This window comes from Streptomyces sp. NPDC055103 (genome assembly GCF_053607625.1).
Genome location: NZ_JBSGTX010000076.1, coordinates 1 through 21,488 on the forward strand (window position 1 = coordinate 1; position 21,488 = coordinate 21,488).

Genomic DNA, 21,488 nt, shown 5'->3' on the forward strand with positions numbered 1-21,488 from the left:
CACCACGCACAGCCGCAATCTCGTCCGGAGTCACACCCTCTCAACGCAACACCGAGCCAGAAGGACACGCTCAACCACAGCTGACCTGACCAAGCACTACTAGGGGGCGTCCTGGCGCGCCGCCGTGGCGTCCCGTGCGTCCAGCGTCTCCGCGACGAGCTGCTCGATGATGACGGCCACCCCGTCCTCGTTGTTGCCGGTCGTGCGGCCGGAGGCGGCGGCGATCACGTCGGCGTGGGCGTTGCCCATCGCGTAAGAGCGGCCCGCCCAGCTGAGCATCTCGATGTCGTTGGGCATGTCGCCGAAGGCGGCGACCTCCTCCGCCGCGATGCCGCGCTCGGCGCAGCAGAGGGCCAGGGTGGAGGCCTTGGAGACGCCGAGCGCGCTGACCTCAAGCAGAGCCGTGGGGCTCGAACGCGTGAAGGAGGCCAGCTCGCCGGCGGCCTCCTTGGCGAGGGCAAGGAACGCGTCGGGGTCGAGCTCGGGGTGCTGCGCGAGCAGTTTGAGCACGGGGGCCGCGGCGCCGGGCGCCTCCTCGAACAGGAGCTTCTCGGCGGTGGCGACGGTGGCGCCGGGATCGAGGAAGAAGGGCGGGTACGCCGGCTCGTAGTGGATGCCGGTGGTGAGCTCGACCGCGAAGGAGGTCCCGGGCGCGGCGGCGCGCAGGGCCCGGACCACGTCGAGGGCGACCGGCCGCTCCAATGGGCGGACCTCCAGGAAGGTGCCTCCCGCGTGGAGGTCGACGACAGCGGCACCGTTCGCGCAGATGGCCAGGCCGTGACCGTGGACGTGGTCGCTCACGACGTCCATCCAGCGGGCCGGCCGTCCGGTGACGAAGAAGACCTCGATACCGGCCCGCTCCGCCGAGGCGAGGGCCGCGATCGTGCGCTCGGAGACGGACTTGTCGTCGCGCAGGAGCGTGCCGTCGAGGTCGGTGGCGATCAGCCGGGTCGCCGGGGCCGCCGGAGCGGAGGAACGCGGGGAGCGGGGAGAGGTCACCGCACCATTGTTCCGCACCGAACGCACGGGCGTGCGAGGAGGTGCACATATGAGTAGGCGAGTTCGATGGCTCGACGCGTCCCGGAGCGTCCTGATCTGGCCGTAAAACGCTCGTTCGGTTCCTGGTGTCGTGGGGAAGACCCCAGGAGAGCTGACGGCATCTCCAGGGGGTGGGGCATGGTCTCGGGACGGCGGTGTGACGAGTGCGAGGCCTGCGGTGCGCCGTACGGCATATGGGTAGCGAGCCTCGGGATGGCGCTCTGCGGGAGCTGCGAGCAGGCCGGATCGGATCGTCCGGCGCGTGAGCCGGTGCTGGTGGGCGACGTCCTGGCGGGGATGACCGAGGCGGTGACGCGCGCGGCTCGTACGGGGAGGGCCGTGCCGGACGCGCGGAAGCCGTCGCACGCGACCTGCTCCGCGTGCGGAGCGGGCGCGGAGTGGCACCGCACGGTGCGCGGGCGCTGGGTCATGATCGAGCCGGGGGAGCTGTCGGTCCGCGCCGTTCCGGCGGGCAGGCGCTGGCGCGTCGCGGGCGACGGTACGGCGGTCGGCCTCGGCCCCGCCGTACCGTCCGACACCTGCCGGGTCAGCCATACCGACGTCTGTCCCGGACGGCCCGCGCCGACCGGCTCACCGGTCCTGCTCGCCCTGTGGCGCGGGCACGCCCGGCGCGCGAGCTGACAGGCCGGCGTCGGCGGCGAACGGCGTGCGTTCTGACCGCCGGCCCCGGCGTACGGCGTGCGTTCTGACCGCCGGCGGCGGCGTGTGCTGTGACTGCCGACACCGGCCGCGTACGGCCGGGGCCGGACAGGGGGAGGAGAGAGCCGGTGGCTCAGCCCAGCTGGGAGAGGGCCTCGGTGGCGATCTTCTCGAAGACGGCCTGGTCGGCGGCGAAGTCGGAGTCGGCGATCGGCCAGTGGATCACGATCTCGGTGAACCCGAGGTCGCGGTGGGTGCCGGCGAAGTCGACGAAGGCGTCGAGCGACTCCAGCGGGCGCCCGCGGTCGGGGGTGAAGCCGGTCAGCAGGATCTTGTCGAGCTCGGCCACGTCCCGGCCGGTCTCGGTGCAGGCCTTGCCGAGCTTCTCGATCTGGCCGCGCAGCGCCTCCACGGACTGCTCCGGAGTCCCCTCCTCGAAGATCTTAGGGTCGCCGGTCGTCACCCACGCCTGCCCGTACCGGGCGGCCAGCCTCAGCCCGCGCGGCCCGGTCGCCGCCACCGCGAAAGGCAGCCGCGGGCGCTGGACGCACCCGGGGATGTTCCGGACTTCCTCCGCCGAGTAGAACGTGCCCCGCTCCGTCACCGACGCCTCGGTGAGCAGCCGGTCGAGCAGCGGCAGGAACTCGCCGAACCGGTCGGCCCGTTCCTTCGGTGTCCACGCCTCCTGCCCGAGAGCGGTGGCGTCGAAGCCGTTGCCGCCGGCCCCGATGCCGAGCGTGATCCGGCCTCCGGAGATGTCGTCGAGCGACATCAGGTCCTTGGCGAGGGTCACGGGGTGGCGGAAGTTCGGGGAGGTCACGAGAGTACCCAGTCGCATACTCTGTGTGACCGTAGCTGCGGCTGTGAGCGTGGGGATGGCACCGAACCACGGCCTGTCCCGGAACGACCGCCACGACAGGTGGTCGTACGTGTACGCGGCATGGAAGCCGAGGTCTTCGGCCCGCCGCCAGATCTTCTGCCCTTCGGCCCATCGGTGGATGGGGAGGATCACCGTGCTCAGACGCATGACCTCGACGATACGCGGGCTCTCCGCTGCCATGGATTTGCCGACGGCCCAGATTCGGGAAGTCGCGTCGACGTCGCTATGCGGGCCGCTACCGTGGCGTCATGGGCACGCTGGGCAGGGCCGAGATTGAGGCCATGATCGAAGAGGCGACGGTGGACGCCTACGGCGAGGGCGAACAGCTGACCGGTCTGTTCACACTGCTTGAGGAGCACCTCGCCCTGCCCTTCGCCACCGCCGTTCTCGGCGCCGAGGTGATGGTGCGCAGCGTCGACCTCACGCCCGACGGCAGGATCGTCGCCTTGTGCTCTCGCGGTCACGTCCGGCAGGCGATCGGGATCCTGGATCTGCCGTTGCCCAGCCCGGCGCCCGAAGGGGCGGAGTGGGTCGAGGCGTACCGCCACTGGGCCGATTGAGGCCGGACACCTCTCACTTCACGCGGAAGTGGCTCGTACGAAAGGGCTGAAAGTGGCTGAGGCCGCACAGGGCGCACATCAGGGCGCCCATGAACCGTCATTGGCTGATCTCATCGAGCGCAGCGCCGAATTGAAGGGGTGGCTGGTCACCTTCGCGCAGAGTGCCCGCTTCGACCGGTGGTTGACGCCCCTCCTGCTGGAGGCCGCTGGGCCTGCACGGCAGCTGGATGAGGGTGAGGCGATCCGGATCACCGACCACTTCATCCTGCGGTACCGGCTGCCGGACGGTTCGACCGTGGTGGACCGGTTCGTCGCCGGACGGAAAGACTTGACCGCGGCCGACCGGGAGATGCTGCTCGGCTGGCGTGACCCGGTCGAGGGCGTCTTCGAGATCCGGCGCAAGGACGGCGATGCCGTCATCCTGTTGAACCTTGTCGATGACCTGGAGTACCGCACGTACTCGAACGTCGGGCGGGCGGCATTTCGTGGAGTGTCCAAGGGGGGATTCCTCCATACCTGCCTGGTACCCGTCCGCTCGGTTGGCGGGGCGTGGTTGGTATCCGGGGCGATGACGAGTTACCCCGGGTCCAGCGCCACCGAGATCGCCCAGGCAGCTCTGCAACTGGCCACACACCACCCCGAACTGGTCTTCCGCAACCCCCAGAAGATCGAGCAGGGATGGCAGCGGATGAGGGAGGACCGGGCCGCGTTCGTCGAGTTCTGCGGCGGCGACGAACTGGTCCTTCCGCCTGCCGAAGCCGAGGACCTCCTCAACGCCTACTACCGCCACCGCCAGGAGGCAGCCGTCGCGGGACAGCCCGGCCATGCCCGAGCCCGGCGGCGCCCCGGCCCGGACGTGCCCTCCTTCGATCTGCCGTCAGAACTGGCGGACTCGGACACCGTCGGCGTCATCTACGACCAGGTCGAGGGGCTCAACTTCTACGCCGATTACGGGATGCTGCGTGACCTCTTCGCAGACCCCGCCCTCACGGGACGCGGGCAGCACCAGGATCTGCTGCGCACGTACCTGCGCGAGGAGTCGATCACGCCACTGCCGATCCGCCGGCTGGCCGCCGCTCACCCGGAGACAGCGGACGCCGTGTTTCGAAAACTGCTGAGGAAGCCTGGATTCACCTGGAGCGAGCACGGCGACGCGCTGCTGCGCCGGCGCAAGCCCTGGTACTACGAGAGCGACCCGCGCCCTGGGGTGTCCGTGATCGGCGACCGCCTGAGTGAGCTGCTCGGTGCGGGACGGCGCTGAGCTCGTACGTGGAGAAGCCCGGCAGATGGCGCGCATACCGCAGTATGCTGGCTCCATGGCTGATACGACCCGCATCACGGTCACTCTGCCCACCGAGCAGGTGGCGGAGCTGAAGAGGCTCACGGACAACGTCTCCGGCTACGTCGCGGAGGCGGTCGCCCGCCAGATCAGACACCAGCTGCTCGGCGAGGAGCTGCGCCGCTACGAGGAGGAGCACGGCGCGTTCACAGACGAGGAGCTGGCCGCGGCCCAGGCCAGGATCTTCGGCACGGCCGGGCACGAGGAGTCGGCGAGCGCCGCGTGAACCACCGCATCGAGACTGTCGTACTGGACTCCCAAGGGCTGTCCGCCTGGATCTCGCAGGACCGGGGCGTGCTCGCGATGATCCGGTCCTTCCATTCGATGGCTGCCGATCTGGTGGTCTGTTCCAACACCATCGTGGAAGCCATGCACGCCCGGGTGAACACCGCCCGACTGAACTGGGTACTCTCCCAGGTCAAGGTCGAAGCGGTGACCGAGCAGGCGGCCAGAGCCGCCGCCGGCCTGCTGAAAGAGGCCGGCCTGCACGGCCACAAGTATGCAATCGATGCCACCGTCGCCGAGTTGGCGCTCCGCCAGCCAGGCCCGGTGGCCATGCTCACGTCCGACGTCGACGATATGGCCAAGCTGTGCGGTAACCGCGTCCGACTCATCGCGATCTGATCCGCTTCGGGCGGGACCAAGACGCCCCCGGATGTATGTTTCCCCAGGTCAGGCTGCGATGGGTGAACGAGGCTTGACTGAGGTGACGAGCGTGCCCAGGCGGAGCCGCTCGGTCGCCGTGGCGGCGGCGGTGAGGGTGGGCAGCGCACCGAACCACGGGCCGTCGCGGAAGGTGCGCCAGGAGAGGTGGTCGTAGGTGTACGCCGTGTGGAACCCCAGCTCTTCGGCGCGCCGCCACTTGTCGCGGCCTCCCTCGTGCCAACGGTCTCGGGGCAGGATGACGGTGCTCAGACGCAGGCTCATGGTTCCGAGCCTACGGCGGCCCATGGGGATCAGCGGAAGTTGCGGTTCATCCAGGGGGTGAGCGAGCTGCCCGGGATGAGCTCCTTGTGCGTGGTGTCGCCGGGGAGTGGGACGACCAGCCAGTAGCCGGGCGGAAAGAACCGGCCCTTCACGTGGGCGAGGCCGCCGAGGACGGAGCGGAGGAAGACGGGGACCGCGTCGCGGGGCACGTCGGCGAACTCGATGCCGTCCACGGTGATCCTGGCGTCGTCCTCGGGGAAGAGCTGGACGGTGAGCGAGGGTGAGCCGCCCAGTTCGACGTAGGCCTCGTGCGGCAGGGAGCCGTCCGGGTCCAGGACGGCGAACGCGCCGGAGGAGGTGCGCCGGGAGGTCTGGTCCGCGCCGATGTCGTCGGTCACCGTCATCTCCAGGTGGAACTCCTGGGCGATCGCGCGGATCGCCGTGACGGCCGCTTCGGTGGTGGGCAGATGCGGGTGTGCCATGGGGACGATCATGCCTCAGCGCGGCTACAGGGCGGCAGGCTGCCCTCAGGAGAGCCAGACGGTCAGGAGGGGCAGACCGTCTCAGGAGGGTCGGACGGTTTCAGGAGGGTCGGACGGTTTCAGGAGGGCAGGCGGAGGAACTCCGGTGGGACGGCGTCGGTCAGCCAGACCCCGTTGGCGCTGACGTGGAAGACGTACCCTGCCCGGTGCATGGCGCCGGCGTCGACGCTCAGCACGATCGGCTGCCCGCGTCGGGCGCCTACCCGGGTCGCCGTCTCCCGGTCGGGGGAGAGGTGCACGTGGTGGCGGGCCATGGGGCGCAGCCCCTCCGTCCGGATCGAGGGAAGCCGGTCCGCGACCGTACCGTGGTAGAGGTACGCGGGTGGCTCGGCGACCGGCAGGTCCAGGTCCACCTCGACAGTGTGACCCTGGCTGGCGCGGATGCGCGTGCCGTCGATCGCGAAGCGCTTCTTGTCGTTGGTCGCGACGACGTGGTCGAGTTCCTCGCGGGTGATCGGGAAGCCGTGCGCCGCCGTAGCGCGCAGGAGCGTGTCGATCTCGGTCCAGCCCTGCGCGTCGAGGACGAGGCCGATGCGTTCGGGCTGGTGACGCAGATGCTTCGAGAGGTACTTCGACACCTTCACCGTGCGTCGTTCGTCCATTGTTCTCCGAAGAAGGGGGGGCGGGCATGTTTGATCCACAAGCAAAGCTGCTTATCCACAGGCTAGTTGGCGATTCTGTGGACAACGAGTGATTAATCTAAGGCTAATTGGCGTAATTAGCTTGGTATGCGCCTAGGTGAGGCAAGCACGTCCAATGTCCTTTTGTTGAGTTCTCGTTCGGTCGCCGCCGTGACGAAGGCCGCGACACCGTCCACGCCGACCAGGCTCTGTACGGCCCTGATCGTGTCGGCCGGGAGCGCCACCGCGCGGGGCTCGTCGTCCCTCGCCCGCGGTGCGTCGGGGGACAGGTGGATCTGGAGGTGTCGGGTGGCCAACACGCGCATCGCCCTCGCCAGTTCGGCGTCGACGGTCTGCTGGGCGAGCGGCCGGAGCCGCCGCACCATCGTCGCCGCCTCGGCCGCGTCGGCGTCCGTCGGAGGGCGGTGCTCCAGATAGCGGGCGAAGACGTGCTCGGTCGTGAACTCCAGGAAGCGGGAGGCGATGTGCTCGACCTGGTCGCGAAGTTCCCGCAGGTGACCCGTGATCGCCTGCAGCGGAACCCCCGCCGCGTACAACTCGACTGCCACGGCGAGCTCTTGCGGACTCGGTACGAGGTACTCCTCCGCTTCCCGGTCCGGCAGCCGCTCCAGTACGCCGAGCTCGACGGCCTCCCGGATCGCGTCCTCGTCCGGTGTGCCGCCGAAACGGGCGTCCAGCTCCGCGCGGGAGATCCGGTCCGCCTCCTCGTCCGTCCACGGCCCGTGGACCTCCGCGACCAGGCCGAGCACTCCGCCGAGACCCCGGCCGGTGTCCCAGGCCTCCAGGAGCTCCTTGATCGAGGCCAGGGTGTAGCCGCGGTCGAGGAGGTCGGCGATCTGCCGCAGTCGGGCGAGGTGCGCGTCCCCGTACACGTTGGACCTGCCGCGCCGCTCGGGGCGGGGCAGCAGCCCGCGGTCCTGGTAGGCGCGGATCGTCCGGACCGTGGCCCCGCTGTGATGCGCGAGATCCTCGATCCGGTACTCCGGCTGTGCTGACTGCTCGGACAAACCCGCTCCCACCGCCCGCTTCCCGCACCCCGTCGCCGCGGGGCCCCTCCTGGGAGGGATCGTACGACCGCCGGCCACTCCCCCGTCCCCTCGGCCTGCGAGGCCTGCGAGACCCACAAGGTCCACGAGACCCCCAAGGCCCCAAGACCTATAAGGCCCACAAGGCCCACAAGGCCCACAAGGCCCCAAGACCTATAAGGCCCACAAGGCCCACAAGGCCCACAAGGCCCCAAGACCTATAAGGCCCACAAGGCCCACAAGGCCCACGAGGCCTACGCGGGCGGCTGCCAGCGGGCGAACGCCCGCAGGACACCCGGGCTCAGCCGGGACAGGGCGTGTATGCCCCGGGCCTCCGGGGTCACCGGGACGACGGCCCGGTCGTGCAGGACCGCCCCCAGGATCGCGTCCGCGACCTTCTCCGGCGGGTAGTTCCGCAGGCCGTAGAGCCGGGACGCCTTCTTCTGGCGCCGCGTCTCCTCCGCCGTGTCCGTGACCCCCGCGAACCGCGTGGTCGCGGTGATGTTGGTGTTGACGATGCCGGGGCAGATCGCGGACACCCCGATGCCCTGGCCGGCCAGTTCGGCGCGCAGGCACTCGCTGAGCATCAGCACCGCCGCCTTCGACGTGCTGTACGCGGGAAGGGCCCGGGAGGGCTGGAAGGCCGCCGCGGAGGCGGTGTTCACGATGTGACCGCCCTGACCGCGCGCGGTCATCTGCGCGCCGAAGATCCGGCACCCGTGGATCACGCCCCACAGGTTGACGTCCAGGACCCGCTTCCACTCCTCGCTCGTCGTCTCGAAGAAGGAGCCGGTGAGCCCGATGCCCGCGTTGTTGACCAGGACGTCGACGGTCCCGTACTCGCTCGCCACCTTCGCGGCCAGCTTCTCCATCGCCTGCTCGTCGGCGACGTCGACGGTCTCACCCCACGCTTCGGGCGCGCCGATCAGCCGGGCCATCTCGGCCGTACGGCCCGCGCCCTCGGCGTCCCGGTCCACGGCCACGACCCGGGCGCCGGCCTCCGCGAACGCGAAGGCCGTGGCCCGCCCGATGCCGCTGGCCGCCCCGGTCACCAGGACCAGCTGCCCGCCGAACCGCTCCGCGTACTCCGGCTTCACCCCGCTCCTCGCCGCCGTCGCCGCGACGGGCTTCGGGGCCCTGGTCGCCGGGTCCTCGTTGGCCCGGACGAACTCGGCGATCCAGGCCGACAGCTGGTCAGGCCGGGTGCGCGGCACCCAGTGCTTGGCGGGCAGCGTGCGCCGGGTCAGATCCGGCACCCATGTGCCCAGATCGTCGTAGAGCCGCTCGGAGAGGAAGGCGTCACCGGTCGGCGTGATCAGCTGCACGGGCACGTGCGCGTACGCGTCGGGGCGCGGCCGGCCGAGACGGGCGCGGACGTTGTCCCGGTAGAGCCAGGCGCCGTGCGCCGCGTCGCTCGGCAGGGAGGGCGTCGGGTAGTCGCCGGCCGGGACCTTCTCGACCCGCTCCAGGATCTTCGGCCAGCGCTTGCCGAGCGGCCCGCGCCAGGCGAGCTCCGGCAGCACGGGCGTGTGCAGCATGTAGACGTACCAGGACTTGGCTCCCTGACCGAGGAGCTGGCCGACCCGCCGGGGGGTGGGCCGGGTCATGCGCTGCTTGATCCAGTGCCCGAAGTGGTCGAGGCTCGGCCCCGACATCGAGGTGAAGGACGCGATCCGCCCCTCCGTGCGTGGGACGGTGGCGAACTCCCAGGACTGCACCGAGCCCCAGTCGTGGCCGACGAGGTGGACCGGCCGGTCCGGGCTCACGGCGTCCGCGACCGCGAGGAAGTCGTCCGTCAGCTTCTCCAGGGTGAAGCCGCCGCGCAGGGGGGCCGGCGCCGTCGACCGTCCGTGACCACGGACGTCGTACAGAACCACGTGGAACTCCTCGGCCAGCCGGGCCGCGACCTCCGACCAGACCTCCTTGGAGTCGGGGTAGCCGTGCACGAGCACCACGGTCGGCCGGTCCGTGTTGTCACCGAGCTCGGCGACACACAGCTCGACCCCGCCCGTACGGACCCAGCGCTCCCGCGCGCCCGCGAGCGCCGTACCGGTGAGCCCGGCACCCGTGAGCGCCGTACCCGTGAGTCCCGCACCCTTGGGACCCGCACCCTCGGGACCCGCACCCTTGAGCCCTGCCATCAGACCGCCCCCTCGTTCCAGCGCCGCACGTGCGGCAGATCGTCGTCCAGCCAGAACGCGCTCTGCTCGGGATCCTTCGAGTCGGTGACGACCAGGATCTCCTCGAACTTCGCGCCCGTCCCCCGGAATCCGAGGTGCGGCTCGACCGCCCACAGCCCGGGCACGGGCGGGTGGTCGGAGAACGTGTACGGCGACCAGAGCGGCGACCAGCCGTCCCGGTGACCGTGGACCGCGTCGCTCGCCAGGCCCTTGAGCGCCTGGGTGCCGAAGCCGAAGAGCGTCGGCGACCAGCGGCGTTCCTTCACCCGGTCGATCTTGTGGGCGATGACGCCGAAGGGGTAGGCCCGGTGCCGGTTCGCGTACCCCTGGCGGACCATGAGCCGGTCCACGTCCTCGTATATCTCGCGCAGCGTGCGGCGCTCGCGGACCTCGCGGAGGATCAGCTCGCGGTGGTCGCGGAGATCGGCGAGCAGTTTGTCGTGCAGGGGATTGAGACCGAGGCAGCCGCTGTAGCCGATGTCGGCGGTGTGTCCCTTGTAGACCGGCGCCATGTCGAGGATGAACGGCATCCCCGCCTCCAGACGGCGGTTCGTGGGGAAGAACTGCAGGGGGATCTTGAAGTCCACGAAGGCCGTGCGGTCCCCGAACCAGGCGAACGGCCGGTGGAACCAGTCCCGCACCCCCCGCTCGTACAGCCACTCCCGCTGCATCCGGGCGGCCTCGCGCTCGGTCACCCCCGGCTTGAGCTGCGCCGCGACGGCTTCCGCGCACTCGTACGAGAGCCGCTGCACTTCCCTGAACCCCCGCAGCTCCGCCGAGAGTTCGCCTTTCACTGCTGAGGCCATGCCATCCGCCGTCCCGTGTGAGCGCCCGATCGCACTACGCGTCCGTAACTTGACACCGATGAATGTGACAATGCCCGGCGGCTGAGTCAAGGGGGCGGACACCAGCCTGTGGAAAACGACTTTCGTCGCGACTTCCCTACGGGCTTGTACTCCTCTGGTCGGAGAAGGATCGAGCCGTTGGGCTGACGACCGCTGTGGCGCACACCACTACCGTCGACATCGTGACTGTGATCGCGACCGAAAGCCTCAGCAAGCGGTTCCCCCGGGTGACCGCTCTTGACCGGCTCTCCCTGGACATCGGGCCCGGTGTGACCGGACTCGTGGGTGCCAACGGAGCCGGCAAGTCCACCATGATCAAGATCCTGCTCGGACTCGCCCCCGCCACGGAGGGCCGCGCCGAGGTGCTCGGCCTCGACGTCAGTACCTCCGGCGCTCAGATCCGCGAGCAGGTCGGCTACATGCCGGAGCACGACTGCCTGCCCCCCGACGTCTCGGCCACCGAGTTCGTCGTCCACATGGCGCGGATGTCGGGTCTGCCCGCGACCGCCGCCCGGGAGCGGACCGCCGACACCCTCCGCCACGTCGGCCTGTACGAGGAGCGCTACCGCCCGATAGGCGGCTACTCGACGGGCATGAAGCAGCGGGTGAAGCTCGCGCAGGCCCTCGTCCACGACCCGAAGCTGGTCCTCCTCGACGAGCCGACCAACGGCCTCGACCCGGTCGGCCGCGACGAGATGCTCGGCCTGATCCGCCGCGTCTGGACCGACTTCGGTATCTCCGTCCTCGTGACCTCGCACCTCCTGGGCGAGCTGGAGCGCACCTGCGACCACGTCGTCGTCATCGACGGCGGGCAGCTGCTCCGCTCCAGCTCCACCAGCGACTTCACCCGGACCACCACGACGCTCGCGGTCGAGGTCACCGACTCCGACACCCACCCCGACGGCACGGGGGCGCTCCGCGCGGCCCTCACCGAAGCCGGCGTCGTCCTCCACGCGGGTGTGGAGGACGGACTCCCCGGCGCGGGCCACATCCTGCTCCTGGAGGCGGCCGGCGAGGAGACGTACGACCTCGTACGGGACACCGTCGCCGGGCTCGGCCTCGGCCTCGTCCGCATGGAGCAGCGCCGCCACCACATCGCCGAGGTATTCCGGCCCGAGACGCCCCCGCGGCACGAGGAGGTGCAGGCCCGATGAGCACCCAGCTGCCCCACCCCTCCCAGGCCGCTCCCGACACGACGCAGATCCACAACATCGGCTACCGGTCCTACGACGGCCCGCGCCTCGGCCGGGCCTACGCGCGCCGGTCCCTCTTCTCGCAGTCCCTGCGCGGTGCCTACGGCCTCGGCCGCAGCGCCAAGTCGAAGGTGCTGCCGATGCTGCTCTTCGCGGTGATGTGCGTCCCCGCGCTGATCCTCGTCGCGGTCGCCGTGGTCGGGAAGCAGTCCAAACTCTCCATCGAGTACACGCAGTACGCGCTCTACCTCCAGGTCGTCATCAGCATCTACCTGGCCTCGCAGGCGCCGCAGTCCGTCTCCCGGGACCTCCGGTTCAGGACGGTGCCGCTGTACTTCTCGCGCCCGATCGAGCGCGCGGACTACGTCCTCGCCAAGTTCGGCGCGATGGCCTCGGCGCTCTTCGTCCTGACCGCCTCGCCGCTGCTGATCCTCTGGATCGGCTCGCTGCTCGCCAAGATGGACTTCGCCGAGCAGACCAAGATGTTCGGCCAGGGACTCGTCTCCGTGGCGCTGCTCTCGGTGCTCTTCGGCGGCATAGGCCTCGTCATGGCGGCCCTCACCCCGCGCCGCGGCTTCGGCGTCGCCGCCGTGATCGCCGTCCTGACCGTCTCGTACGGCGCGGTCTCCACCCTCATGGGCATCGCCTTCGCGACGGACAACGCGGGCGCCATCCAGTGGCTCGGCCTCTTCTCGCCGATGACCCTCATCGACGGCGTGCAGAGCACCTTCCTGGGCGCCCCTCCCGGGTTCCCCGAACTCGGGGGCCCGAGCACCGGTGTCGGCGTGATCTACGTGCTGGTCGTCCTCGCGCTCATCGCCGGCTCGTACGGCATCCTGATGCGCCGCTACCGGAAGGTCGGGCTGTGACCACCCTCCACATCGACCACGTCTCCCGCTGGTTCGGAAACGTCGTGGCCGTGAACGACGTCACGATGACGGTGGGCCCGGGCGTCACCGGCCTCCTCGGGCCGAACGGCGCCGGGAAGTCCACCCTGATCAACATGCTGGGTGGCTTCCTCGACCCCTCCACCGGCGGCGTCACGCTCGACGGGCAGAAGATCTGGGGGAACGAGTCGGTCTACCGCCAGATCGGCGTCGTCCCCGAGCGCGAGGCGATGTACGACTTCCTGACCGGCCGCGAGTTCGTCGTGGCCAACGCGGAGCTCCAGGGCCTCGGCGACAAGGAGGCCCACGCGGCCCTCGCCACGGTCGAGATGGAGTACGCCCAGGACCGCAAGATCTCCACGTACAGCAAGGGCATGCGGCAGCGCGTGAAGATGGCCTCGGCCCTCGTGCACCAGCCGTCCGTGCTCCTCCTGGACGAGCCGTTCAACGGCATGGACCCGCGCCAGCGCATGCAGCTGATGGACCTGCTGCGGCGGATGGGCGCGGAGGGCCGCACGGTCCTCTTCTCCTCGCACATCCTGGAGGAGGTCGAGCAGCTCGCCTCCCACATCGAGGTGATCGTGGCCGGGCGCCACGCGGCCTCCGGCGACTTCCGCAAGATCCGCCGGCTCATGACCGACCGGCCGCACCGCTATCTCGTCCGCTCCAGCGACGACCGGGCGCTGGCCGCCGCACTGATCGCCGACCCGTCCACGGCCGGGATCGAGGTCGACCAGGTGGAGGGCGGACTGCGCATCCAGGCGGTCGACTTCGGGCGGTTCACGGAGCTGCTGCCCAGGGTCGCGAAGGACCAGGGCATCCGCCTCCTGACGGTCTCGCCCTCGGACGAGTCCCTCGAATCGGTCTTCTCGTATCTCGTCGCGGCCTGAAAGGAGCCTGACCGATGTACAACCCCACAGTCGCCCGGCTCACCTACCGGGCCCTCCTCGGCCGCCGGCGGGCGCTGATCCTCTTCCTGCTGCCCGCCCTGCTGGTGCTCATCGCCGCGGCGGTGCGCGCGTTCAACGGCGCGGACGACCAGGTCGCCGCCGACGTCCTGGGCGGCTTCGCGCTGGCCACGATGGTGCCCCTGATCGGTGTGATCGCCGGGACCGGCGCGATAGGGCCGGAGATCGACGACGGCTCGATCGTCTACCTGCTGTCCAAGCCGGTGAAGCGGTCCACGATCATCTTCACGAAGCTCATCGTGGCGATCGCCGTGACCATGGTCTTCTCGGCGGTGCCGACCTTCATCGCCGGATTCGTCCTCAACGGCAACGGCCAGCAGGTGGCGGTCGCCTACACGGTGGCGGCCCTGGTGGCCTCCATCGCCTACAGCTCGCTGTTCCTGCTGCTCGGCACGGTCAGCCGCCACGCGGTGGTCATCGGCCTCGTCTACGCGCTGGTCTGGGAGACCCTCTTCGGCTCCCTGATCGCCGGCGCCAAGACCCTGAGCGTCCAGCAGTGGTCGCTCGCCCTCGCGGAGAAGGTCACCGGCGACGGCCTGATCGACTCCGAGGTCGGCCTGACCACGGCGACGGTCCTGCTCGTGGCGGTCACGGTCGCGGCGACCTGGTTCGCCGGCCACAAGCTGCGGACGCTGACGCTGGCGGGCGAGGAGTAGGACGAGGACGGACGGGACGACACAGCGGCGGTACGGCTCCGAAGGTCGTCGCCCCGGCTCCGGGAGGCCCTCCCGGAGCCGTACCGCCACCCCCGACGATCAGACCGTCCGGTCCCGGGCCGCCGCCAGTCCCGCGGCGAGGGCCACCGCGCAGACGCCCAGGACCAGGGCGATCGGCAGGGTCCAGGATCCTGTGGCCTGGTGCAGGGCGCCGGCGGCCAACGGCCCGGCAGCGCCGAGCAGATAGCCGACCGCCTGGGCCATCCCGGACAGGGCGGACGCGGTCACCGCGTCCCCCGAGCGCAGCACGATCAGGGTCAGGGCGAGGCCCAGCGCACCGCCCTGGCCGACGCCGAGGACGGCCGCCCAGAGCCAGGCGCCCTCGACCGGGGCGACGAGCAGGCCGACGTATCCGGCCGCGACCAACGCCGTGACCAGGACGATCAGCGGACGCTGACCGCGCGTCCGGCCGGCGAGCAGCGGCACCGCGAAGGCGCCCACGATCTGGGTGAGGGTGTTGAAGGCGAAGACCAGTCCGGCCGTGGAGCGGCTCATCCCGTGGTCGGTGAAGATCGTCGGCATCCAGGCGATCAGCACGTACGTCCAGGTCGACTGCATGCCCATGAACAGGGTCACCTGCCAGGCCAGCGGCGAGCGCCAGACGCTCACCGGGTGGCCGCCGGCGGCCGGGACGGCCCGTACCTCCTGGCCCGTACGCCCCCGGGCGATCACCACCTGCGGCAGCCAGGCCACCGCCGCGGCCATGGCGAGCAGCGACCAGGCGCCCAGCGAGGCCTCCCAGCCGCCGCCGAGCGCCTCCTCCAGCGGCACGGCGGCGGCCGCCGCCACCGTCGCGCCGGCGATCATCGCGCCCGTGTAGACGGAGGTCATCGCCGCGGCCCGGTCGGGGAAGTCCCGCTTGACGAGGCCGGGCATCAGGACGTTGAGCAGGGCGATCGCGGTGCCGACGAGGACCCCGCCGCCGTACAGCGCGTACACGGACGGCGCCACGCGCGCGAGGATGCCGACGGCGAGCAGGAGGAGCGCGGCGAACAGCACCCGCTCGGTGCCGAAGCGGCGCCCCAGCCGCGGAGCGATCAGCGAGCCCAGGCCCAGGAAGAGCACCGGCACCGCGGTGACGAGCGAGCTCGCCGTCGAGTCGAGACCGAGGTCGGTGGAGATCTCGCCCACCAGGGGCGCCACGCTGGCCAGCGCGGCCCGCATGTTCAGCGAGGCCAGCACGATCCCGATCAGCAGTACCATCGGATGCGCGAGCAGTGCGCGCCGGGCCGCGAGCCCTTCGGCCGACGGCAGGTCCCCGGCCTCGGCGTCGACGAGGCCGCGCGCCGGTCCCTCGGCTCGGCCGTCCCCAGATGTGCGGCCCCCGGTCAGGCCGCCCCGGGCCGGGGCGTTCTCGGCTCGGCCGTCCCGGGCGCCGTCGTCCCCGGGGCGGGCCTCGCCCGTCGTGCGTATCTCGGCGCTCACCGGTTCCGGCCTGCCCCGTCGGTCAGGGCCGTCACCGTCTCCGTCGGGAGCCGCAGCAGCTCCCGCGCCTGGCGCTCCGCCGCTTCCGGGTCGCCCGCCTCGACCGCCTCCACCAGGGCCTCGTGGGCGTCTATGTCGACGGGCGGCATCTCCCGGTCGCCGAGCGCCTCCACCAGGACCTCGTGCACCTGTGTGGAGAAGAAGCGGTAGACCTCGATGAAGGTCGCGTTGTGCGTCGCGCCCACGACCGCCAGGTGGAAGGCGAGGTCCGCGTCCGCGTCCCGGTCGCCCTCCTCCCGCAGGGTGGTCAGGGCAGCCCGCAGCCGCAGCAGATCGTGGGTGTCCCGGCGTACCGCCGCGAGCCTGGCGGCCTCCGCCTCCAGGGCTACCCGCAGTTCGAGTACGTCCGCCGCGCCCGCGTGGCGCACTCCGCGCAGCACGGCGGCCGGGTCGGCGGTCGACCTGACGAAGGTGCCGTTGCCCTGCCGGGACTCCAGGAGGCCGGCGTGAACGAGGACCCGGACCGCCTCGCGGACGGTGTTGCGGCCCACTCCGAGCTGCTGCGCGAGGTCGTGCTCCGTGGGGATGCGGTCGCCGACCGCCCACTCCCTGTCCGTGAGCTGCGCGCGGAGCTGTTCCACGACCGAGTCCACCAGCGAGGTCCGCCCCGCCGCCTTGAGTGCCATGCCGTTCCGACCTCTCCATTCGCCCGGTTGCCCAGTCATCCTACAACTGACCAGGTGGGGGACACCGGACTACTGTGGGGCCGTACGCGGACCGAACACCCTCACCACCCTCGGGAGTCAGTCATGTCAGACCGCTTCGACGTCGTCGTACTCGGAGCTGGCCCCGGCGGCTACGTCGCCGCCATCCGCGCCGCCCAGCTGGGCAAGCGGGTCGCGGTCGTCGAGGAGAAGTACTGGGGCGGTGTCTGCCTGAACGTTGGCTGCATCCCCACCAAGGCGTTGCTGCGCAACGCCGAACTCGCCCACATCTTCAACCACGAGGCGAAGACCTTCGGCATCAAGGTCGACGGCACCGTCACCTTCGACTACGGCGACGCCTACCGCCGCAGCCGCTCGGTCGCGGACGGCCGCGTCAAGGGCGTCCACTTCCTCATGAAGAAGAACGGGATCACCGAGTTCGACGGCCGGGGCACCTTCCTCGACGCGAACACCCTCCAGGTGGCCAAGGCCGACGGCACCTCGGAGACGATCACCTTCGACAACTGCATCATCGCGACCGGCGCCACCCCGCGCCTGCTCCCGGGCACGGCCCGCAGCGAGCGCGTCGTGTCGTACGAGGAGCAGATCCTTGCCGAGGACGCCCCGCAGTCGATCGTCATCGCCGGCGCCGGCGCGATCGGCATCGAGTTCGCGTACGTGCTGAACAACTACGGCACCAAGGTCACGATCGTCGAGTTCCTCGACCGGATCGCTCCGCTGGAGGACGAAGAGGTCTCCAAGGAGCTGGCCAAGCAGTACCGCAAGCTCGGCATCGACGTCCTGACCTCCACCCGCGTCGAGGCCATCGACGAGTCCGGCCCGCAGGTCCGCGTCACCGTCACCGGCAAGGACGGCGTCCAGAAGGTGCTGGAGGCCGACAAGGTCCTCCAGGCCATCGGCTTCGCCCCGAACGTCACCGGCTACGGCCTGGAGGCCACCGGTGTCGCCCTCACCGAGCGCGGTGCGATCGACGTCGACGGCCGCTGCCGCACCTCCGTGCCGCACATCTACGCCATCGGTGACGTCACCGCGAAGCTGATGCTCGCGCACACCGCCGAGGCCATGGGCGTCATCGCGGCCGAGACCATCGGGGACGCCGAGACGATGGAGCTCGACTACCCGATGATCCCGCGGGCGACCTACTGCCAGCCGCAGATCGCCAGCTTCGGCTGGACCGAGGCGCAGGCCCGCGAGAAGGGCTTCGACGTCAAGGTCGCCAAGTTCCCGTTCGTGGCGAACGGCAAGGCGCACGGTCTCGGCGACGCCACGGGCTTCGTCAAGATCATCGCGGACGGGACGCACGGCGAGATCATCGGCGCCCACCTGATCGGCCCCGACGTCACCGAGCTGCTGCCCGAGCTGACCCTGGCCCAGCAGTGGGACCTCACCGTCCACGAGGTCGCGCGGAACGTCCACGCGCACCCGACGCTGGGCGAGGCCGTGAAGGAAGCCATCCATGGCATTGCCGGACACATGATCAATTTCTGAGGTTTCTCCCGTCTTCGGGTGATAGGCACTGAAAGGTGCCGAACACGGAATCCCCAGACAGCGACACCCCATCGGGTGGCGAACCGTCCCGACCGATCAGGTCGTGGGTGCGTTCGTCACCCGGTACGCATGTCTGGCTGCTGGTCATCGCGCTCACGAGCCTCGTCATCGCGCTCTCGCCGGACGGCCTGGAGACCTATCTCCTCCACCGCAACAGCAGCAACCTTCACCAGCTCGCGCACCACCCGCTGCGCGCCCTGCTCGCCAGCGCGTTCTGGATCGAGAACCCGGCCGACCTGCTGCTCTACGCGGTCCTCTTCGAGCTTTTCCACGCCCCCGTGGAACGGTGGCTCGGGACGCCGAAGTGGCTCTTCACCGTGGCCACGGCGCACATCGCGGCGACCCTCATCAGCCAGCAGGTCGTCCTGGACGCCATCCGCGACCACGACGTGCCGCGCAGCATGGCGCACGTCGTCGACATCGGGGTCAGCTACGGGCTCGCCGCCTCCGTGGGCGTCCTGACCTACCGGCTGCCCCGCCCCTGGCGCTGGTTCTATCTCGCGGGGGCCGTCGCCTTCTTCCTCGTCCCGCTCATGGCCGGCCGCACGTACACCGACCTCGGCCACGCGATCTCCCTGGCGATCGGCCTTGCCTGCTATCCACTGACCCGCGGAAAACCTGTCGCTCACGAACAGCGTCCGGGCGCACACTAGCTGTGCGGGGGGAACGGGGGATCTCCCGGAAGCGGCCGCTTCGAGCGCGCGGACAGGCGTCCGCGCGAGGCCGTGAACGACGAAGGCCCGCTCCTTTCGGGGAGCGGGCCTTCGGTCGTTGAATCCGGTGGTTCCACGTGAAACAGGAGGCTCAGGCCGAGAGCAGGTGCTCCAGGACGACGGCGATGCCGTCCTCCTCGTTCGACGAGGTCACCTCGTCCGCCACCGCCCGCAGCTCCTCGTGCGCGTTGCCCATCGCCACACCGTGTGCCGCCCAGGCGAACATCGGGACGTCGTTCGGCATGTCGCCGAAGGCGATCGTCTCCGCGGCCTTCACGCCCAGCCTGCGCGCGGCCAGGGAGAGTCCCGTCGCCTTGCTCAGACCGAGCGGGAGGATCTCCACGATCCCCGGACCTGCCATGACGACGTCCACGAGCCCTCCGACCGTCTCGCGGGCGATCCGCGTCAGCTCGTCGTCGCTCAGCGTCGGGTGCTGGAGGTAGAGCTTGGTCAGCGGCGCTGCCCACAGCTCCGCCGGGTCCTGGTACAGGACGTACGGCAGGGGCACCTCCTGGGCCTGGTAGCCGGGACCCATCAGGACCTCGCCCTCCAGGCCGTCGCGGCTGGCGGCCAGCGCCAGCGGGCCGACCTCCGCCTCGATCTTGGAGAGGGCGAGCCCCGCGAGCTGCCGGTCCAGGGTCAGCGAGGTCAGCAGCCGGTGTTCACCGGCGTGGTAGACCTGCGCGCCCTGGCCGCACACCGCGATCCCCTCGTAGCCGAGGTCGTCGAGGATGTGCCGCGTCCAGGGCACCGCCCGGCCGGTGACGACGATGTGGGCGGCGCCCGCCTCGGTCACGGCGGCGAGCGCGTCCCGCGTGCGGTCGGAGACGGACTCGTCGGCGCGCAGCAGCGTGCCGTCGAGGTCCGTCGCCACCAGGCGGTAGGGGAAGGGGCTCACTTGGCGATCGGCTCCAGGACCTCGCGCCCGCCCAGGTACGGCCGCAGGATCTCGGGCACTCGGACCGAACCGTCGGGCAGCTGGTGGTTCTCCAGGATCGCCACGATCGTGCGCGGTACGGCGCACAGCGTGCCGTTCAGGGTGGCCAGCGGCTGCACCGTCTTCTTGCCGCCCTGCTCGTCGCGCATGCGGACGGAGAGCCGGCGGGCCTGGAAGCTGTTGCAGTTCGAGGCGGAGGTGAGCTCGCGGTACTTGCCCTGGGTCGGGATCCAGGCCTCGCAGTCGAACTTGCGGGAGGCGGAGGAGCCGAGGTCACCGGTGGCGACGTCGATGACCTGGAACGGCAGCTCCAGGGCGGTCAGCCACTGCTTCTCCCAGTCCAGGAGGCGCTTGTGCTCGTTCTCCGCGTCCTCGGGCGCGACGTACGAGAACATCTCGACCTTGTCGAACTGGTGGACGCGGAAGATGCCGCGGGTGTCCTTGCCGTACGTGCCGGCCTCGCGGCGGAAGCAGGGCGAGAAGCCCGCGTACCGCAGGGGCAGCTTGTCCGCGTCGATGATCTCGTCCATGTGGTACGCGGCGAGCGGCACCTCGGACGTACCGACGAGGTAGAAGTCGTCCTTCTCCAGGTGGTACACGTTCTCCGCGGCCTGGCCGAGGAAGCCGGTGCCCTCCATGGCGCGCGGGCGGACCAGCGCCGGGGTCAGCATCGGGATGAAGCCGGCCTCGGTGGCCTGGGCGATCGCCGCGTTGACCAGGGCGAGCTCCAGGAGGGCGCCCACGCCGGTCAGGTAGTAGAAGCGCGAGCCGGAGACCTTGGCGCCGCGCTCGACGTCGATGGCGCCGAGCGCCTCGCCGAGCTCTAGGTGGTCCTTGGGCTCGAAGCCCTCGGCCGCGAAGTCGCGGATGGTGCCGTGCGTCTCCAGGACGACGAAGTCCTCCTCGCCGCCGACCGGGACGTCCGTGTGGACGATGTTCCCGAGCTGGAGCAGGAGCTGCTTGGCCGTCTCGTCGGCCTCGTTCTGTTCGGCCTCGGCGGCCTTGACGTCGGTCTTGAGCTGCTCCGCCTTCTGCAGGAGCTCGGCGCGCTCCTCGGGCGTGGCCCTGGGGATCAGCTTTCCGAGCGCCTTCTGCTCGGATCGGAGCTCGTCGAAGCGGACGCCGGACGACCTGCGCCGCTCATCGGCGGAGAGCAGGGCGTCGACGAGCGCGACGTCCTCTCCACGGGCGCGCTGGGAGGCGCGAACACGGTCGGGGTCCTCACGGAGCAGGCGAAGGTCAATCACCCCACCAGGCTACCGGTGCCCGCTCGCGCGCCCCCACCGGATAAGGTCGCGCGTGTTGTTTTGCCCGAATTGCCGCCCCGGGAAAAGTGAGCCGCAGGGCCGCCTCATTCACTTATCCACAGGCTGTGCGGAAGTTCTGTGGATTACGGGGAAGATCGCGGGGATTCCTCGCAACGGACCTGGTAATTCCGTGATCAAACACCATTTGCCCACTCATTCGGGTGGGAATTGCTCGCTCCAAAGAGTTGATCCGGGGAAACGTGGTGACGGATGCGTCATCAACGCGCTGTGGACGGGGTGCGGAGCGGCTGAGGGGTACCCGAGGGTGACTGGGGCGATTTGTCGACCATGTCGGATTGTGATGTCGACTTGTCCCCAGGTCGAGCACGGACCTGTGGATAACCTCTGTGGGTAACTGAAAAGTATGCAGGTAGGACTAGTTGTTCGTACCTGTGGACGACCGCCCCCGGCGGCGGGAGCGGTCGGTCAGTA

Annotated in this window: 22 protein-coding genes and 1 pseudogene; 11 read left to right on the top strand and 12 right to left on the bottom strand. The window is 70.3% G+C overall.

Annotation, left to right across the window (positions count from 1 at the left end; translation table 11 throughout):
* Positions 1-99 precede the first annotated feature (99 nt).
* On the bottom strand, positions 100-999 hold the full coding sequence (locus tag ACWFR1_RS33640) for a Cof-type HAD-IIB family hydrolase (RefSeq protein ID WP_453557974.1): 900 nt from the start codon (positions 997-999) through the stop codon (positions 100-102).
* A 177-nt stretch (positions 1,000-1,176) separates the two neighbouring features.
* Between ACWFR1_RS33640 and ACWFR1_RS33645 the strand changes: the two genes are divergently transcribed.
* Positions 1,177-1,680: a DUF6083 domain-containing protein gene (locus ACWFR1_RS33645; protein WP_453557976.1), complete on the top strand. Its 504-nt coding sequence runs from the start codon at positions 1,177-1,179 to the stop codon at positions 1,678-1,680.
* A 151-nt stretch (positions 1,681-1,831) separates the two neighbouring features.
* On the opposite strand, the gene ACWFR1_RS33650 is transcribed toward ACWFR1_RS33645, so the two are convergent.
* The gene (locus ACWFR1_RS33650) at positions 1,832-2,725 is read right to left on the bottom strand and encodes an LLM class flavin-dependent oxidoreductase (protein WP_453557978.1); all 894 of its coding nucleotides are present in this window, start codon (positions 2,723-2,725) and stop codon (positions 1,832-1,834) included.
* A gap of 101 nt (positions 2,726-2,826) precedes the next feature.
* Between ACWFR1_RS33650 and ACWFR1_RS33655 the strand changes: the two genes are divergently transcribed.
* Genes ACWFR1_RS33655 through ACWFR1_RS33670 form a run of 4 tightly spaced genes read left to right on the top strand, consistent with a single transcriptional unit; the run spans position 2,827 to position 5,101 of the window.
* A complete protein-coding gene (locus ACWFR1_RS33655; protein WP_453557980.1) occupies positions 2,827-3,138 on the top strand; it encodes a hypothetical protein in 312 nt (103 codons plus the stop codon).
* Between the two features lie 52 nt (positions 3,139-3,190).
* A complete protein-coding gene (locus tag ACWFR1_RS33660) occupies positions 3,191-4,399 on the top strand; it encodes a hypothetical protein (protein ID WP_453557981.1) in 1,209 nt (402 codons plus the stop codon).
* A 55-nt stretch (positions 4,400-4,454) separates the two neighbouring features.
* Entirely contained in the window at positions 4,455-4,703 is a 249-nt protein-coding gene (locus ACWFR1_RS33665) for a type II toxin-antitoxin system CcdA family antitoxin (protein WP_282694967.1), read from the top strand.
* A complete protein-coding gene (locus tag ACWFR1_RS33670; RefSeq protein ID WP_453557983.1) occupies positions 4,700-5,101 on the top strand; it encodes a DNA-binding protein in 402 nt (133 codons plus the stop codon). The genes ACWFR1_RS33665 and ACWFR1_RS33670 overlap by 4 nt, the downstream gene beginning before the upstream one ends.
* A 57-nt stretch (positions 5,102-5,158) precedes the next feature.
* Here ACWFR1_RS33670 and ACWFR1_RS33675 read toward each other — a convergent pair.
* From ACWFR1_RS33675 to ACWFR1_RS33700, 6 genes and pseudogenes are all read right to left on the bottom strand, one after another.
* Positions 5,159-5,428 (bottom strand): annotated as a pseudogene (locus ACWFR1_RS33675) (LLM class flavin-dependent oxidoreductase); the annotation flags it as partial.
* Between the two features lie 5 nt (positions 5,429-5,433).
* Entirely contained in the window at positions 5,434-5,886 is a 453-nt protein-coding gene (locus ACWFR1_RS33680) for a hypothetical protein (RefSeq protein ID WP_453557985.1), read from the bottom strand.
* A gap of 119 nt (positions 5,887-6,005) precedes the next feature.
* Positions 6,006-6,548, bottom strand: a complete 543-nt coding sequence (locus ACWFR1_RS33685; RefSeq protein ID WP_453557987.1) for an RNA 2'-phosphotransferase — start codon at positions 6,546-6,548, stop codon at positions 6,006-6,008.
* Between the two features lie 116 nt (positions 6,549-6,664).
* Positions 6,665-7,594, bottom strand: a complete 930-nt coding sequence (locus ACWFR1_RS33690) for a MerR family transcriptional regulator (RefSeq protein WP_453557989.1) — start codon at positions 7,592-7,594, stop codon at positions 6,665-6,667.
* A gap of 272 nt (positions 7,595-7,866) precedes the next feature.
* The gene (locus tag ACWFR1_RS33695) at positions 7,867-9,753 is read right to left on the bottom strand and encodes an SDR family oxidoreductase (RefSeq protein ID WP_453557991.1); all 1,887 of its coding nucleotides are present in this window, start codon (positions 9,751-9,753) and stop codon (positions 7,867-7,869) included.
* Positions 9,753-10,598 carry a M24 family metallopeptidase gene (locus ACWFR1_RS33700; protein WP_024760468.1) on the bottom strand — a complete coding sequence of 282 codons (846 nt, stop codon included), beginning with the start codon at positions 10,596-10,598 and terminating at the stop codon, positions 9,753-9,755. The genes ACWFR1_RS33695 and ACWFR1_RS33700 overlap by 1 nt, the downstream gene beginning before the upstream one ends.
* 227 nt (positions 10,599-10,825) lie before the next feature.
* On the opposite strand from ACWFR1_RS33700, the gene ACWFR1_RS33705 reads away from it, so the two are divergent.
* The 4 genes from ACWFR1_RS33705 to ACWFR1_RS33720 are packed head-to-tail and all read left to right on the top strand — an operon-like array spanning position 10,826 to position 14,341.
* Positions 10,826-11,791, top strand: a complete 966-nt coding sequence (locus ACWFR1_RS33705; RefSeq protein ID WP_453558035.1) for an ABC transporter ATP-binding protein — start codon at positions 10,826-10,828, stop codon at positions 11,789-11,791.
* Positions 11,788-12,699, top strand: coding sequence for an ABC transporter permease (locus ACWFR1_RS33710; RefSeq protein WP_453557993.1), 912 nt, complete (start codon positions 11,788-11,790; stop codon positions 12,697-12,699). The genes ACWFR1_RS33705 and ACWFR1_RS33710 overlap by 4 nt, the downstream gene beginning before the upstream one ends.
* Entirely contained in the window at positions 12,696-13,607 is a 912-nt protein-coding gene (locus ACWFR1_RS33715; protein WP_453557995.1) for an ABC transporter ATP-binding protein, read from the top strand. The genes ACWFR1_RS33710 and ACWFR1_RS33715 overlap by 4 nt, the downstream gene beginning before the upstream one ends.
* 14 nt (positions 13,608-13,621) lie before the next feature.
* The gene (locus tag ACWFR1_RS33720; RefSeq protein ID WP_453557997.1) at positions 13,622-14,341 is read left to right on the top strand and encodes an ABC transporter permease; all 720 of its coding nucleotides are present in this window, start codon (positions 13,622-13,624) and stop codon (positions 14,339-14,341) included.
* Between the two features lie 99 nt (positions 14,342-14,440).
* On the opposite strand, the gene ACWFR1_RS33725 is transcribed toward ACWFR1_RS33720, so the two are convergent.
* Positions 14,441-15,655, bottom strand: a complete 1,215-nt coding sequence (locus ACWFR1_RS33725) for a CynX/NimT family MFS transporter (RefSeq protein WP_453558037.1) — start codon at positions 15,653-15,655, stop codon at positions 14,441-14,443.
* A 167-nt stretch (positions 15,656-15,822) separates the two neighbouring features.
* Entirely contained in the window at positions 15,823-16,512 is a 690-nt protein-coding gene (locus ACWFR1_RS33730; RefSeq protein WP_453557999.1) for a FadR/GntR family transcriptional regulator, read from the bottom strand.
* 123 nt (positions 16,513-16,635) lie between these two features.
* Between ACWFR1_RS33730 and lpdA the strand changes: the two genes are divergently transcribed.
* Together lpdA and ACWFR1_RS33740 are read left to right on the top strand one after the other, a co-directional pair.
* Complete coding sequence (lpdA, locus tag ACWFR1_RS33735; RefSeq protein ID WP_453558001.1) at positions 16,636-18,039, top strand: dihydrolipoyl dehydrogenase; 1,404 nt, start codon at positions 16,636-16,638, stop codon at positions 18,037-18,039.
* A 95-nt stretch (positions 18,040-18,134) separates the two neighbouring features.
* Positions 18,135-18,752, top strand: a complete 618-nt coding sequence (locus ACWFR1_RS33740) for a rhomboid-like protein (RefSeq protein WP_453558039.1) — start codon at positions 18,135-18,137, stop codon at positions 18,750-18,752.
* 151 nt (positions 18,753-18,903) lie between these two features.
* On the opposite strand, the gene ACWFR1_RS33745 is transcribed toward ACWFR1_RS33740, so the two are convergent.
* Together ACWFR1_RS33745 and serS are read right to left on the bottom strand one after the other, a co-directional pair.
* Positions 18,904-19,710 carry an HAD family hydrolase gene (locus tag ACWFR1_RS33745; RefSeq protein ID WP_453558003.1) on the bottom strand — a complete coding sequence of 269 codons (807 nt, stop codon included), beginning with the start codon at positions 19,708-19,710 and terminating at the stop codon, positions 18,904-18,906.
* The gene (gene serS, locus ACWFR1_RS33750; protein ID WP_453558005.1) at positions 19,707-20,996 is read right to left on the bottom strand and encodes a serine--tRNA ligase; all 1,290 of its coding nucleotides are present in this window, start codon (positions 20,994-20,996) and stop codon (positions 19,707-19,709) included. The genes ACWFR1_RS33745 and serS overlap by 4 nt, the downstream gene beginning before the upstream one ends.
* Between the last annotated feature and the right edge of the window lie 492 nt (positions 20,997-21,488).

Bases quoted from the DNA above. Each gene is read 5' to 3' on its own strand.
- ACWFR1_RS33645 (WP_453557976.1), top strand. From the start codon at position 1,177: ATGGTCTCGGGACGGCGGTGTGACGAGTGCGAGGCCTGCGGTGCGCCG.
- ACWFR1_RS33650 (WP_453557978.1), bottom strand. From the start codon at position 2,725: ATGCGTCTGAGCACGGTGATCCTCCCCATCCACCGATGGGCCGAAGGG.
- ACWFR1_RS33655 (WP_453557980.1), top strand. From the start codon at position 2,827: ATGGGCACGCTGGGCAGGGCCGAGATTGAGGCCATGATCGAAGAGGCG.
- ACWFR1_RS33665 (WP_282694967.1), top strand. From the start codon at position 4,455: ATGGCTGATACGACCCGCATCACGGTCACTCTGCCCACCGAGCAGGTG.
- ACWFR1_RS33680 (WP_453557985.1), bottom strand. From the start codon at position 5,886: ATGGCACACCCGCATCTGCCCACCACCGAAGCGGCCGTCACGGCGATC.
- ACWFR1_RS33685 (WP_453557987.1), bottom strand. From the start codon at position 6,548: ATGGACGAACGACGCACGGTGAAGGTGTCGAAGTACCTCTCGAAGCAT.
- ACWFR1_RS33695 (WP_453557991.1), bottom strand. From the start codon at position 9,753: ATGGCAGGGCTCAAGGGTGCGGGTCCCGAGGGTGCGGGTCCCAAGGGT.
- ACWFR1_RS33700 (WP_024760468.1), bottom strand. From the start codon at position 10,598: ATGGCCTCAGCAGTGAAAGGCGAACTCTCGGCGGAGCTGCGGGGGTTC.
- ACWFR1_RS33710 (WP_453557993.1), top strand. From the start codon at position 11,788: ATGAGCACCCAGCTGCCCCACCCCTCCCAGGCCGCTCCCGACACGACG.
- ACWFR1_RS33720 (WP_453557997.1), top strand. From the start codon at position 13,622: ATGTACAACCCCACAGTCGCCCGGCTCACCTACCGGGCCCTCCTCGGC.
- ACWFR1_RS33730 (WP_453557999.1), bottom strand. From the start codon at position 16,512: ATGGCACTCAAGGCGGCGGGGCGGACCTCGCTGGTGGACTCGGTCGTG.
- lpdA (WP_453558001.1), top strand. From the start codon at position 16,636: ATGTCAGACCGCTTCGACGTCGTCGTACTCGGAGCTGGCCCCGGCGGC.